This window comes from Ruminococcus sp. CAG:379, assembly GCF_000434255.1.
GTDB lineage: Bacteria > Bacillota > Clostridia > Oscillospirales > Ruminococcaceae > Ruminococcus_F > Ruminococcus_F champanellensis.
The window spans coordinates 17,438-31,475 of the sequence record NZ_FR894868.1; the positions used below are offsets into that span (position 1 = coordinate 17,438).

At 52.0% G+C, this 14,038-nt stretch carries 15 protein-coding genes; 9 read left to right on the top strand and 6 right to left on the bottom strand.

All coding sequences use genetic code 11. The annotated features are described in order from the left end of the window. Window positions 1–180: 180 nt before the first annotated feature. From QVO51_RS04380 to QVO51_RS04400, 5 genes are all read right to left on the bottom strand, one after another. Window positions 181–1,398, bottom strand: coding sequence for an iron-containing alcohol dehydrogenase (locus QVO51_RS04380; protein ID WP_022357384.1), 1,218 nt, complete (start codon window positions 1,396–1,398; stop codon window positions 181–183). 330 nt (window positions 1,399–1,728) lie between these two features. After that, window positions 1,729–2,667, bottom strand: coding sequence for a LysR family transcriptional regulator (locus QVO51_RS04385; protein ID WP_022357385.1), 939 nt, complete (start codon window positions 2,665–2,667; stop codon window positions 1,729–1,731). Window positions 2,668–2,670: 3 nt separating this feature from the next. Beyond that, the gene (locus tag QVO51_RS04390; protein WP_022357386.1) at window positions 2,671–3,327 is read right to left on the bottom strand and encodes a redox-sensing transcriptional repressor Rex; all 657 of its coding nucleotides are present in this window, start codon (window positions 3,325–3,327) and stop codon (window positions 2,671–2,673) included. A 134-nt stretch (window positions 3,328–3,461) separates the two neighbouring features. Next, complete coding sequence (locus QVO51_RS04395; protein WP_022357387.1) at window positions 3,462–3,791, bottom strand: MGMT family protein; 330 nt, start codon at window positions 3,789–3,791, stop codon at window positions 3,462–3,464. Further along, window positions 3,769–4,683: a helix-turn-helix transcriptional regulator gene (locus QVO51_RS04400; RefSeq protein WP_022357388.1), complete on the bottom strand. Its 915-nt coding sequence runs from the start codon at window positions 4,681–4,683 to the stop codon at window positions 3,769–3,771. The genes QVO51_RS04395 and QVO51_RS04400 overlap by 23 nt, the downstream gene beginning before the upstream one ends. Before the next feature lie 120 nt (window positions 4,684–4,803). Here QVO51_RS04400 and QVO51_RS04405 point away from each other — a divergent pair, with 120 nt between their 5' ends. Next, the gene (locus QVO51_RS04405) at window positions 4,804–6,009 is read left to right on the top strand and encodes an MFS transporter (protein WP_022357389.1); all 1,206 of its coding nucleotides are present in this window, start codon (window positions 4,804–4,806) and stop codon (window positions 6,007–6,009) included. 33 nt (window positions 6,010–6,042) lie between these two features. Next, window positions 6,043–8,121 (top strand): glycoside hydrolase family 3 C-terminal domain-containing protein, encoded by a 2,079-nt coding sequence (locus QVO51_RS04410; protein ID WP_288167846.1) that lies wholly within the window; start codon window positions 6,043–6,045, stop codon window positions 8,119–8,121. Window positions 8,122–8,170: 49 nt separating this feature from the next. Here the strand turns inward: QVO51_RS04410 and QVO51_RS04415 are convergent, their stop codons facing one another. Beyond that, the gene (locus QVO51_RS04415) at window positions 8,171–8,866 is read right to left on the bottom strand and encodes a queuosine precursor transporter (RefSeq protein WP_049775541.1); all 696 of its coding nucleotides are present in this window, start codon (window positions 8,864–8,866) and stop codon (window positions 8,171–8,173) included. Window positions 8,867–9,043: 177 nt separating this feature from the next. Between QVO51_RS04415 and QVO51_RS04420 the strand changes: the two genes are divergently transcribed. The 7 genes from QVO51_RS04420 to QVO51_RS04450 form a co-directional block, all read left to right on the top strand. After that, window positions 9,044–9,679, top strand: coding sequence for a hypothetical protein (locus tag QVO51_RS04420; RefSeq protein WP_022357392.1), 636 nt, complete (start codon window positions 9,044–9,046; stop codon window positions 9,677–9,679). After that, entirely contained in the window at window positions 9,679–11,499 is a 1,821-nt protein-coding gene (gene uvrC, locus QVO51_RS04425) for an excinuclease ABC subunit UvrC (RefSeq protein ID WP_022357393.1), read from the top strand. The genes QVO51_RS04420 and uvrC overlap by 1 nt, the downstream gene beginning before the upstream one ends. Before the next feature lie 12 nt (window positions 11,500–11,511). Next, window positions 11,512–12,054, top strand: coding sequence for a 16S rRNA (guanine(966)-N(2))-methyltransferase RsmD (rsmD, locus tag QVO51_RS04430; RefSeq protein ID WP_022357394.1), 543 nt, complete (start codon window positions 11,512–11,514; stop codon window positions 12,052–12,054). Window positions 12,055–12,070: 16 nt separating this feature from the next. Further along, window positions 12,071–12,577, top strand: coding sequence for a pantetheine-phosphate adenylyltransferase (gene coaD, locus QVO51_RS04435; protein WP_022357395.1), 507 nt, complete (start codon window positions 12,071–12,073; stop codon window positions 12,575–12,577). Then, window positions 12,567–13,019, top strand: coding sequence for a hypothetical protein (locus tag QVO51_RS04440; protein ID WP_015558873.1), 453 nt, complete (start codon window positions 12,567–12,569; stop codon window positions 13,017–13,019). Before coaD ends, QVO51_RS04440 begins: the two co-directional genes overlap by 11 nt. Before the next feature lie 130 nt (window positions 13,020–13,149). Beyond that, window positions 13,150–13,698 (top strand): RNA polymerase sigma factor, encoded by a 549-nt coding sequence (locus tag QVO51_RS04445; RefSeq protein ID WP_022357396.1) that lies wholly within the window; start codon window positions 13,150–13,152, stop codon window positions 13,696–13,698. Further along, window positions 13,688–14,038, top strand: a 351-nt coding sequence (locus QVO51_RS04450) for a hypothetical protein (protein ID WP_288167845.1), incomplete at its 3' end; no start/stop codon positions are given. The genes QVO51_RS04445 and QVO51_RS04450, both read left to right, overlap by 11 nt.

Genomic DNA, 14,038 nt, shown 5'->3' on the forward strand with positions numbered 1-14,038 from the left:
AACACATCAACAACCTTTTGTCAAGAGGTTGGGTGTAAAAAATTCTGGATCCAGTGGTGCAAATGCATGCAAATTCCACAATGTATGATAGCCAATCGAAGGGGAAGCAATACAAAAACAGCGTCCTTGATCCGTGAATCAAGGGCGCTGTTTATTCTATGCAGGAAACTTGTAAAGGGATCAGAAGTCCACTTCTGTATCGTAGTAGCAGCATTTCAGCAGCTGTTCCATTTCCTCCTGGCTGGGCTGACGAGGATTGGAGCCGGTGCAGGCATCACCGATGGCATTCTTTGCGATCTCCGGCAGACGAGCCAGGAACACATCCTCCGGCACGAAGCCTTGCTCAGTGGGATAGCTGTCTTTACCGTAATGAGCGATACAGTGGGGGATGTTCAATGCATCATTCATACCACGCAGATAAGCGATCAGAAGATGAATCTTCTCCTGCTGGGTCTCACCGCCCAGCTGCATGAAGTCAGCAATCTGTGCATAGCGCTCTGCTGCTGCGGGAACCTTTGCGTTATACGCAATGACCTTGGGCAGATACATGGCATTTGCCGCACCGTGAATGATATGTGCACCGTAGTCAGCAAAAGCAGCACCGGTCTTGTGTGCCATGGAATGTACAATACCCAGCAATGCGTTGGAGAATGCCATACCAGCTAGGCACTGTGCATTGTGCATGCTGTCCCGCTTTGCCATATTTCCATTGTAGGATTCTACCAGATCATGCTGGATCATCTTAATGGCATGTAGTGCAAGGGGGTCTGTGAAATCGCAGTGTGCAGTGGAAACATATGCCTCAATGGCGTGGGTCATTGCATCCATACCTGTGTGGGCAACCAGTTTTTTGGGCATGGTCTCTGCCAGATCCGGATCAACGATTGCTACATCCGGGGTGATCTCGAAATCGGCGATGGGGTACTTGATACCCTTTGCGTAATCTGTGATGATAGAGAAAGCAGTTACTTCTGTTGCAGTGCCGGAGGTAGAAGAAATCGCACAGAAGTGTGCCTTCTTCCGGAGCTTCGGGATGCCGAATACCTTACACATTTCCTCAAAGGTGATATCCGGGTACTCATATTTGATCCACATAGCCTTTGCCGCATCGATGGGGGAACCGCCGCCCATTGCGATGATCCAGTCCGGCTGGAATTGCTCCATGGCTGCTGCGCCCTTCATAACGGTTTCAACGGAGGGATCCGGCTCGATGCCTTCAAAGAGCTGAACTTCCATACCGGCTTCCTTTAGATAAGCCACCGCCTTGTCCAGGAAACCAAAACGTTTCATGCTGCCGCCGCCTACACAGATCATAGCCTTTTTGCCTTCAAAGGTCTTGAGGGCTTCCAGTGCGCCCTTGCCATGATACAAATCTCTCGGTAGTGTAAATCTAGCCATGATGAAAACCTCCTGTTTTAGGTGCTGCTTATTTTAAAAAAACAGCACGATAATTTGTATGAGTTGTGCAAATTTCTTTGCTGTCTGTATTATAGCAAATCCCAGAGCAAAAGGGAAATATAAAACCGGAATATCAGTATTGCATGACTGATATAAGTGTTCCTGGATAAATGGGCATAATTGGGCATGCTGCCTCCCATATGACGCCATAGAACCGCATAGAGTAAGACTGTGCAACAAAGTCTGTATGCCGGTCAGGACATACAGGCTGGGATTCCCAGAGAAGATGCATAGCTGGTATGCAGGGGAGTATATAGCCGATGCGCAGGATCAATCGTAGGTTTTAAATGCCACCTCATTTTTCGCAGCAAACAATTGGTCAATGAACTGCCGGTCGATGGGCCGGAACTGATACCCCTGAGGATAGATCAGCAGATCCTTGTGTAAATTTCGTTCCGCCCTGCAGGCGCGCTGGATCAGAGCATACCGGTTCAGCAGGGTATCCGGTACAGGAGATACCCACATAAAGGTGCTGGGAATCCGGTTCAGCAGTTCAAACTGGTTTGCTCGTTCATACAGATAGATCTTGCTGTGAATATTTCTGCCATCCCCATACCCGGAGCGATGGGCTTCTGTAAGATAGGGCACTTGCAGATCCCCGTGTACAATTTCAGTGTAATGCTCCAGATCCTCTGCACTGATCTGGGGACGATCCGCCAGAGGATGCTCCTTGGACAGCAGCAGCAGATAGGCAAATTCCCAGATAGGCTCAAAGGCAAGCTGTTTTTCCCGGAGATAGTCCATGAAATATGGCTCGAAGGCAACCTGATATCGAATAATTCCCAGGTCGCTTTGCCCGTCCAGCACATGCTGAATGGTTTGCATGGAATTGGTCTCCACCACGTTCAGCATGACTCGCTTGCCGGGATCCAGTTGTGCGGCAAACTCCGTAAACCCATGTGCAATATAGCTGCCCCGGGGGATGGAGATCCGAAAACTCTGTACAGCTCCATCACTCATTTCACTGATCTTGCTCATCTTGTCCAGCTCCAGCATAATGCTGTGGGCATATTTGAGAAATTCCCGTCCCTGGTCTGTTGGAATCACGCCCTTGGAGCTGCGGACAAAAATGGGAAAGCCCAGGGTTTCCTCCAGTTCCCGGATGGCTTTGCTTAGGTTCGGCTGCGCCATATAGAGATTTTCTGCCGCTTTGGTGATGGAACGGGTTTGCTCCACTTCAATGGCGTATTTAAAAAATAAGGTGTTCATACATTATTCCTCCCCTGTCTCTCTATAAAGATGTTTGGAAAGCAGCGCCAGAGATGCTGCCATGTTTTCATTCTGTACCAGTACATGTTCCGGTGCGGAAAGATGAACCGGGGCAAAGTTCCAGATGCCCCGGACACCTCCCTCCACCAGTGCATTGCAAATCAGCTGTGCCTGTGAGGCGGGCACAGTGATAATGCCCATGGGTACCTTCATCCGCCTGCAAAGATCCGTGATCTTGTCTGCCGGAAGGATATGCTTGCCGTTGATCTCAGTGCCGATCTTGGCGGGATCACAGTCAAATGCAGCAATGATCTCCAATCCGTAGTCCGTAAAGCCGCCATAGCACATAAGCGCCTGTCCCAGAGATCCTGCTCCCACCAGTACTGCTTCATTCATGTTCCCGTAGCCCAGAAACTGCTCCATGTCCCGGATCAGTCCATGCACCGGAAAGCCGGAACGGGGTTTGCCGGCGTTGGTGCTGACTGCTGCAAAATCCTTTCGTACCTGGATCTCACTGAGCTGGAAATGGGCAGCCACTGCCGGAGCGGAAATGGTTTCCGTGCCTTGCTGTGCCAGCTGCCGCAGATATTGCAGATAATAGGGCAGCCGGTGTATCGCCTGTATGGACAGTCCCCATGAAGCCTGATTCTCCCGCACCATTCTACACCTCCTGTATCGATACTTTTCTATCGATATTATACGATATCATTTTTTATATGTCAAGCCCCCTGGCAATAAAAAACCGCATGATTTCCTGTAAATTCATGCGGCTGGCGTCAAAATATGAGATGGGACTATTTCAGCTGATCCGGGGTACACTGCCATTGGTACTGGGACATGATTACACGGCCGTCGGAAAAGCCGATGCCTTCCTGTTCAAGGAACTGGATCTGGATCTGGGCACCGCCGAAGGCAAAGCCCGGTGCCACACGTCCATCCTTTGTTACAACCCGGTGACAGGGGATCGTGTTCGGATCCGGATTTCGGTGCAGGGCATAGCCTACCACCCGTGCCCACCGGGGATTTCCCGCCAGCCACGCTACTTGCCCATAGCTTGCGACTTTGCCTGCCGGGATCCGGCGCACCACGGCGTAGATCCGTTCAAAGACTGTTTGCTGTTCCATAAGCTCCTCCTGTCTGCCGACGCATTTGCCCCGGCGTCATACCGTATTTTTTCTTGAAGGCACGGTCAAAATAGCTGCAATTGTCAAAGCCAACCTGAAAGGCGATTTCTGTGACCGGCTCCAGGGTGGTTAGCAGAAGGCTCCTTGCCCGTTCCAGCCGTACTGCCACTACATATTGTATGGGTGCGCAGTGCATGCCTACCCGGAAACAGCGCAGTGCTTCGCTTTTGCTGATGCATGCGGCATCAGCGATTCCCTGCAGAGTGATGCTTCCGGCATATTCCCGGTCAATAAACTGCACCATCTGTTGGAGGCGCACCTGTGCCTGCATGGTAAACCCGGTCTGGCGATCAGAGATCATTTCCGCCCGATGCTCCGCCAGCAGCATCCAGATCTGGCAGATCCGGATGTGTATCTCCAGTTCATTCCGTTTTTCCTCTCTGTCACAAAGGAAATAGATTTCCTCCAGCATATCCAGCACCTGCGCCTGCCATGGGACGCTGCGATGCAGTACCAGATGCGAGATCCCCGACTGGAGAAATGGTGCCACAAAATGCTCATAAATATCCGTCTGCTCCGGAGCAATCATCCGGGCATCAAAAAGAATGTTGGGCAGAATGGTGGTTTCCTGGGACTGAAAGGCATGCATCACACCGGTATTGACGAAAATTCCATCTCCTTGCTGCACCGGAAACGTCATAGTGCCGATACTGATCTGGGCCTGTCCTTGCCGCACGGTTGCGAACTCAAATTCCTTGTGCCAATGGCTGGATACCAGTCCGTTCTCAAATTGTTGAATATCTTCTATATAATATCCGAAGGGGAACCGGGCGGTGCCGTGGGAGACTACCTCTCGCAGGTTCCGATCCGTGAGAATCTTTGGCTTTGGCATGGTTTTCACCTCAATCTGGCGATATTGTGTTAATGTGTGATGATTTACAGCAAGCATTTCGCTTTGCCTGGGTATATAATATTATAAGTCGGAATCAGCACACTGTCAAGGATGGGTTGTATGAAACCAAATTACCAGCATACTATGTATGCCTGTTTTCTGGGCTATATCGTGCAGGCGGTGGTCAATAATTTTGTCCCCCTGCTGTTTGTCATGTTTCAGAATCATTACGGAATCCCCCTGTCCCGGATCACGTTTCTGGTGACCTTCAACTTTGGGCTGCAGCTTCTGATTGATCTTTGCAGTGCCGGATTTGTGGAGCGGATCGGATACCGTTGGTCGGCGGTGGCAGCCCATTTCTTTGCAGCAACCGGATTGCTTTTGCTGCTGATTCTGCCGGATGTGATGCCGGATCCTTTTATAGGTCTGCTGCTTGCGGTCATGGTCTACGCCATCGGCGGCGGGCTGATCGAGGTGCTCATCAGTCCCATTGTGGAGGCATGCCCCAGTCCCAACAAAGCAGCTGCCATGAGCTTGCTCCACTCTTTTTATTGTTGGGGGCATGTGGCAGTGGTGTTGCTGTCCACAGCATTTTTCGCCTGCTTCGGCATTGAGCACTGGAAGTGGCTTGCGGCATGCTGGGCGATCCTGCCTCTGGCGAATGGGCTGCTCTTTACCCGGGTGCCCATTGCACCTCTGCTACAGGAGGACGAAACCGGGCTGGCCGTCAAGCAGTTGCTTTGCAGTCGGCTGTTCTGGATTATGATGCTGCTGATGGTGTGTGCCGGTGCCAGTGAGCAGTCGGTCAGTCAGTGGGCATCTGCCTTTGCGGAACAGGGTCTGGGGGTATCCAAAACTCTGGGAGATCTGGCAGGTCCCATGCTGTTCGCTGTTTGTATGGGTACGTCCCGTATGCTGTACAGCCGGTATGCCGGGAAGCTCGCTCCCGATACCGCCATGTTAGCAAGCGGCATGCTGTGCGGTGTCAGCTACCTGCTGATTGCCCTGTCCCCATACCCGATCCTGGCGCTTGCCGGCTGCGGCATCTGCGGCTTTTCTGTGGGGGTGCTCTGGCCGTGTACCTTCAGCATTGCATCCAAAACCATCCGGGGCGGAGGCACTGCGTTGTTTGCCCTGCTTGCTCTGGCAGGGGATCTGGGCTGCGCCGGAGGGCCGACTCTGGTGGGAAAGATTGCCGGGTTCTGGGAGGAGCGGATTCAGGCGGGTATCCTCGCTGCGCTTTGTTTCCCGGTTTTGCTGCTGGTGGGATTGCTCCTGTACCGACACAGCATGAAAGGTCATACAAAAGAGCATGCATCCGGATGAAAACGGATGTAATATAGAATGGAGGTTTTTATGATGGAACGTTATCTGGACCCTTCTCTCACGCCGGATGAACGGGCGGAGGATCTGGCAGATCGACTCACAGTAGAGGAACAGGCTTCTCAGCTGCGGTATGACGCTCTGCCCATTCCCCGGCTGGGAATCCCGGCATACAATTGGTGGAACGAAGGGCTGCACGGAGTAGCCCGGGCAGGTACCGCTACTATGTTCCCGCAGGCCATCGGCATGGCGGCAACCTTTGATACGGCTCTGCTGCATCAGATCGGGGAGATCACTGCAACAGAGGCACGTGCCAAGCATATGGCAGCCCGGGAACACGGCGATTTTGATATCTATAAAGGATTGACCCTTTGGGCGCCCAACATCAACCTGTTCCGGGATCCCCGGTGGGGGAGAGGACACGAGACCTACGGGGAGGATCCTTTTCTGACAGCCAGGCTGGGTGTTGCCTTTGTCAAGGGCATGCAGGGAGAAGGAAAGGTGCTGAAGGCGGCGGCATGCGCCAAGCATTTTGCTGTCCACAGCGGTCCGGAAGCGCTCCGGCATTCCTTTGATGCGCAGGTATCCCCGAAGGATCTGGAGGAAAGCTATCTGCCGGCATTTCATGCGCTTGTGACAGAAGCAAAGGTGGAAGGGGTCATGGGTGCCTATAACCGGGTGAACGGAGAGCCCTCCTGCGCAAGTCCCATGCTGATGGACAAGCTGCACCAGTGGGGCTTTGCCGGCTATTTTGTATCCGACTGCTGGGCGATCCAGGATTTTCACAAACACCACGGTGTCACGAAAAATGTGACGGAATCTGCGGCGCTGGCATTGCGTACCGGATGTGATCTGAACTGTGGCAATACCTATTTGTATGTGCTGGCTGCCCTGGAGGAAGGGCTGATCGATGCAGCGGATATTCGCCGTGCCTGCATCCGTGTGCTGCGTACCCGGATCCGGTTGGGACTGTTTGATCCGGAGCCTCATTTCGCTGCATGCACCTATGATACCATTGCCTCTCCGGCACACAAAGCAGTTTCCCTGTCCTGTGCGGAAAAATCCATGGTATTGCTGAAAAATGACGGCATCCTGCCTCTGGATCCTTCTAAGCTGCATGCCATTGCGGTGATCGGCCCCAATGCAGACAGCCGTGCCGCTCTGGAGGGAAACTACTGCGGCACCGCAGACCGGTATGTCACCTTCCTGGAGGGCATACAGGACGCCTTCTCCGGCAGAGTACACTATGCACAGGGCTGTCATTTGTATAAGGATCGTACCTCCAACCTGGCGATGGCGGATGATCGGTACGCAGAGGCGTTGGCTGCTGCAGAAGCATCAGACGTGGTGATCCTGTGCCTGGGTCTGGATGCTACCCTGGAAGGGGAAGAAGGGGACACCGGCAACGAGTTTTCTTCCGGGGATAAAGCGGATCTGCGTCTGCCTCCGCCCCAGCGCAAGCTGCTGGAAAAGCTGCATGCTGTGGGCAAGCCAGTGATTCTGGTACTGGCAGCCGGCAGTGCGGTGAATCCGGAGATTTCCTGCAATGCGGTATTGCAGGTATGGTATCCGGGGCAGTGCGGGGGACAGGCTCTGGCGCATATTCTGTTCGGCAAGGTATCCCCCTCCGGCAAGCTGCCTGTGACCTTCTATGAAACCGCAGAACAGCTGCCGGACTTTACGGATTACAGCATGCAGAACCGCACCTATCGCTATGCCCGGAACAATGTGCTGTATCCCTTTGGCTATGGTCTGACCTATGGGAAGATCGTCTGCACGGAGCTGTCTTACGAAAACGGATGCGCCCGAATGATCGTGACCAATCAGGGCATCCGCTTTACCGAGGATGTGGTGCAGCTATATATCAAAGACAATTCACCCTGGGCAGTGCCCAATCACAGCCTCTGCGGCTTTGCACGGATCGGGCTGGAGCCTGGCGAAACCCGGCGGCTTGAGATCCCGGTGCCGGAAAGCGCATTTGAATCCGTGGACGAGCAGGGCGTCCGGGCAGTGACCGGTACGGCATTTACCCTGTATGCCGGAACCTGTCAGCCGGATCCTCTCAGCGAAAAGCTGTCCGGCACCATGTGTGTACAGGTGTGCATCCAAAAATAAAAGCAACCCGTTCTGCATGCTTTGTGCAGAACGGGTTATTCTTATGTGCTCATTCTTTGGATGCATCCGGAAGTGGTTCAGCCGCATGCTTGCGGAGAAATGCCACCGCTCCATAGGCAAGAGGCGTTGCGAAAATGGCTTCAATACCAAGCTTTGCAAAATACTGCACCAGAATCATGCTGACAAGATCCTTCGCCGGACAGGTGCCGGCGAATGCCAGAATGACGAATAAACCGGTGTCGAATACATATCCTACAGCTGAGCTGGAGATCGTCCGCAGGAACAGCAGCCTCTGTCCGGTGCGTTCCTTGACCCAGACCATCACCTTGGAGTTGGACAGCTCCCCCAGCAGGAACGCCACCAGGGACGCGCCCAGGATCCGGGGCGCAAAGGTAAATACGTTTGCATAGGATTGATTCATCTCCGCATTGTAGTCCGGAGCAGGCAGATACACGCCGATGAATGTACACATAACAAAGAGCAGATTACACGCAAATGTGAGCAAAATGACCTTGCGGGCAGTCTTATAGCCCCATATTTCTGTCAGAACATCCCCCAGCATGTACGCAAGCGGAAATGTGATCGTTCCTGCGTCAAACCAAGTGATGCCCCGAACCTGGATCAGCTTGACTGCCATGACATTGGACGTGATGTAACACGTGACCATCAATGCAGCTACGATCACCAAGTAGTTGAAGGGGCTTGTCTGGTTTTTTGCAGGGTTTTCCAGTACCTGTTTGTTCAATTGTAAAACCATCCTTTCTGTACGTTTTGTACATGCTTATTATAGCACAGCCTGCGACAGAAAGCAAGGGCAATACCGTCTTGACAAAAACCTTCATGCATGTTAAACTGAAAGCAGTACTGTACAGCTTCTGTGCGGTGCTGTCTGAAGAAACAGAACTGCTGGAGGACGTACATTATGGAACGGAAAAGACCATTTCGGCTGGAGACTTGCTTTAAGCTGGGGTTATTTGGAAATATATGCTTTGTGGCATTCATTATCATCTGCCTGATCTATTACTACACCTTCTCTCCCTCCGGTACCTTCCGGCTTGGCTTTGACATTGCAGCATATATCGTGGAGTTTGCCGGATTCGGACTGATGGCGCTTGCCATTGCCGGGATCTGCTGCATCGTGCGGCAGCGGGGACTGATGAAAACCCTGCTGTCCGTATATGTGTGTGTGGAAGTGTTCCTGATGTTGCTGGACTTTGACTTTATCCATCTGGATGTTTACAACGGAAGATCTAACCTGCTGATTATTCTTCATGCCATCTTTTCCGCCCTGGTGGGACTCTCCTTTTTGTCCCTGGATCCCAAGCGCACCAGACTGGAAATGCTGGTGGGCATTGCGGTCAGCATGATTCTGGCAGGCATGTTCTCGGCGGTGCTGAACCTGCGGGTATACGGCAGTATTCTGATGAACGCATTTGCATATATTTTCTTCTTTGCATCGCTTCGGTATTACTACAACCGGGAGGAGATCGAGATCGACTGCTACGGAGACCGTGCCAAGGTACAGGAATACAAGAGTACGTTTTTTAAGGATGAATGATGAACGAACGAATTCCCTATCTGCGTGAAAAAACGGCTGCATTGACCGGTTCACCCGGCGTATACATCATGAAGCAGCAGTCCGGGCAGATCATTTATATCGGCAAGGCAAAGAATCTGAAAAAGCGGGTCACCAGCTATTTCTGCCGGACACCCAATCATACCCCCAAGGTGGCAAAAATGGTGTCCCAGGTCTATGATTATGACTACATCGTCACCGACTCCGAATATGAGGCTCTGGTGCTGGAATGCAGTCTCATTAAGCAGCATAAGCCAAAGTACAACATTCTGCTGAAGGATGACAAGGGGTACTTTTATATCAAGATCTCCGATCCGCCCTATCCAAAGATCACGGCTGAAAAGCAGAACACCCGGAAAGACGGGGTTTATCTGGGTCCCTATACCAGTTCCTTTGTGACCCGGGAAACGGTGGATGAGGTGAACCGGGTGTTCAAGCTTCCCACCTGTCACCGGCGGTTTCCCCAGGATTTCCGGAAGCAGCGTCCCTGTCTGAATTATCACATCAACCAGTGCATGGGTCTGTGTCGGGGAAAGGTGGATGCTCAGACCTATCGTGCGCTGATTGACGAAGCGGTGGCATATATCCGCTCCGGCAGTGAGCAATCCGTAGAGCGGCTCACTGCCCAGATGGAGGAGGCAGCGGAGCAGCTTCAGTTTGAGCGGGCGGCACAGCTTCGTGACCGGATCAAAGCCATCCGGAAGGCTGGGGATTCCCAGAAGATCATTGATCCGGATCTGGCGGACTGTGACTTGATCGCTGCTGTATCCGGAGGACAGGAATCAGCGGTGTCTGTGCTCATGTACCGGAACGGCAGACTGGCGGACAAGGCATCCTTCACCTTTCATGATGCGGAAAATACCGTGCAGCTGCTGGAGGAATTTGTGCCACAGTTTTATCGGGAACGTACAGATATTCCCCGGCATGTACTATTGGAACAGGAAATCACAGATCAGGAACTGCTGGCGCAGCTGTTGACCGAGCAGGCGGGGCATTCGGTACACCTGGAGACCCGACAGCGTGGGGATGCTTATAAGCGGCTGAAAATGGCAAAGAACAATGCGGCAGAGGCAATTTCTTTGGGCAGTGACCGAACGGCAAAGGAACTGCTGGCACTGGAGGAGCTTGCCCGGCTGCTGGGCATGGAAAAGCCTCCCCTGTATATCGAAGCCTATGATATCTCTAACCTGTCCTCCACTGCTATGGTAGCCGGTATGGTGGTATTTGAAAACGGCAGGCCCTTGAAAAAAGCATACAAGCGATTTTCCGTCCGGGAAAGCCAGATCCAGAACGATTATGCCTGCATGCACGAGGTGCTGGAGCGTCGGTTCCGGGAATACAAGGCTGCAACGGATGAAGGCTTTGCCCGGCTGCCGGATCTAATCCTGCTGGACGGAGGCAAGGGGCAGGTGAACGCCGTGACACCAGTGCTGCGGGAATTGGGGATTCATGTACCCGTGTACGGCATGGTGAAGGACAATAAGCACCGAACCCGTGCCATTGCCTACGGTGGCGGCGAGATCTCCATGAACAGCCGGCAGGCTGCCTTTCACCTGCTGACCCAGATCCAGGACGAGGTGCACCGGTTTTCTGTTGCCTATATGCACAGCCGGCATAAGCATACCTTTGGACTGAGCCTGACCCAGGTTCGGGGCATCGGAGAAAAGAAGGCACAGAAGCTGATTTTAACGTATAAAACCAAGGAGGCGCTGAAAGCAGCGTCCCGGGATGCGCTGGCGAAAACCGCCGGCGTAACCGGCGAGACAGCGGATGCCCTCTATCAATTCATTCAGGAAATGTAAAGGAGTAACCATATGCGAGTAATCACCGGTTCTGCCCGGGGCAGACGTCTGCACACCCTGGAGGGAATGGATGTACGACCTACCACCGATAAGGTCAAAGAGGCCATGTTTTCAGCGATTCAATTTCAGTTGCCCGGAGCGCAGGTGCTGGATCTGTTTGCAGGCAGCGGTCAGTTAGGGATTGAGGCACTGAGCCGTGGAGCAGCCCATGGGGTATTTGTGGATCAATCCTCCAGATCCATTGCTGTGGTGCGTGAAAATCTGGAGACTACCGGCTTTACAGATGTATCCGCAGTGGTTCTGAAATCCCAGATGGACTTTCTGCGCACCACCGATCAGCGCTTTGATATTGCCTTTCTGGATCCCCCATACGGAAAGGGAATTCTGGAGGAAACCTTGCCGGTTTTGTCAGAATATATGAATCCGGGCGGGATCGTGATTTGCGAAATGGAGACGGAATTGAATCTTCCCGAAAAAATTGGCCATTTGGACTTGAAAAAAACATATAAGTATGGTAAAATAAAAGTTGTAATGTATTCTGTCAACAATTCTTAAAAAGGGGATGGCAAGCATGCGCAGAATCGCTGTTTGTCCCGGCAGCTTTGATCCTGTCACGCTCGGACATCTGGATATTATTCAGCGTGCTTCAAAGTTATTTGACAAGGTGATCGTTCTGATCTCCGTCAATGCCGCAAAAACACCGAGCTTTTCCTCCACGGAGCGTGTGATGATGATCCAGGAGGTTACAAAGGATCTGGATAATGTTGTGATCGATATTCTGGACGGTCTGCTGGCGGATTATGTGCGGGATGTTGGCGCCATTGCCATTGTCAAGGGACTGCGGGCGGTCAGTGACTTTGAATATGAATTTCAGATGGCGCTGGCAAACAAAAAGCTGTACGCCGGTGCGGAAACGGTATTTCTGACAACCACCGCTGAGAATATGTACCTCAGCTCCAGTGTGGTCAAGCAGATTGCCTATTTTGGCGGAGACATCAGCCACTTTGTGCCGATGGAGATTCTCAGCGACATTCAGGATCGGCTGATGCAGGAAAAAGGAGTTAAACATGAATATTGATGAAATTTTGGATGAAATGGACGAACTGCTGGACAAGGCACATGCTGTGCCCTTTGCAGCTCATAAGGCTATGATCGATGGTGAGCGTATGCGGGAGCTGATCAGCGATGTGCGGCTGAACATTCCCCAGGAAATCAAGCGTGCAAAGCTCATTGACTATGACTGTAAGCGTATCATGAAGGAAGCAGAAGCAAAGGCAGAGGGCGTTGTGCGCCGGGCTGAGGAGCGTGCAAAAGCACTCGTATCCCAGGAGGCTATTGTAAAGGAAGCCAGAAAAAGCGCAGAGGATATGCTGCTGAAGGCAAAGAGCAAGTCCAATGAGATCAAAAAGGCGGTTAATGGCTATGTGGACAGCCGCATGACCGAGCTGGAATCCTACTACGCAGACGGATTGCAGGAGGTCAAGCGCAAAAAGGCGCAGTTGAATCTGAACAAAAAGTAAGGATCCGCTGCCGATAGAGATAACAGATAATCCGTATGCAGATGCATGCGGATTTTTCCTATTTTCTACAAAAATAATTGTTGCAATTGATGTAATATTATGCTATAATAGGAAACGGGAGGCGAATCAAATGTTGTTTATCTATATGGCAATGCTGGATTCAGAAGATGAAAAAGAAACGTTCGCGCAGATTTACAACACATACAGCCAGCCTATGTACCAGATCGCATACGCTGTGCTGCAGGATGTGCAGGAGGCAGAGGATGCAGTGCAGATCTCCTTTGAAAAGATCATTCTGCACATTGATAAATTTTTGGATACACCTTGCAGTAAAATGCGTAGTCTGATCGTAATTATAGTGCGGAATACCGCAGTGGATCTTATGCGGAAGCGGCGCAGTATTCCCATGGATTTCGAGGACGAGGCTGTTCAGACGGCACTGGATCTGACTGCCTGTGACGAAGACCGTATGAATCGGGAAATGCTTGTGCATGCCATTGGGCAGCTGAAAGAAAAGTATGCGTCCGCATTGGAACTGAAATATTGGCATGGCTTTACCGAACGGGAAATTGCCGCTTTTCTGAATATCTCAGCAAAGGCAGCCAACTCCCGACTGGTGCGAGGACGGGTTATGCTTCGCAAATTGCTGGAACAGGAGGCGAACCAAATTGACAAATGAATCCTTGGAATCCATGCTGTATGATGCATTTGCTGAATATGCCGCACAGCAGGATGAAGTTCTGTTTGCGCAGCAGGGGGACACACATGTTTTTTCCAGACGGTTTCAGAAGAACATGAAGCGGATGCTCCGGAAGCACCACATAGGAACATCCGTTCTACAGTCGGAATGCACCAGTCGGCGCAGATGGCTGTCCGGGCTTATCGTATTGCTGATTGCGCTGGCGGCTGGTGCCTGCACTCTGCCGGAGGTGCAGGCAGAGATCATAGACCCATGCATCCAATGGTTCCGTACCCATGTGACTTTTTCCTTTACGGAGTGCCCCCATACCCGATTTGAT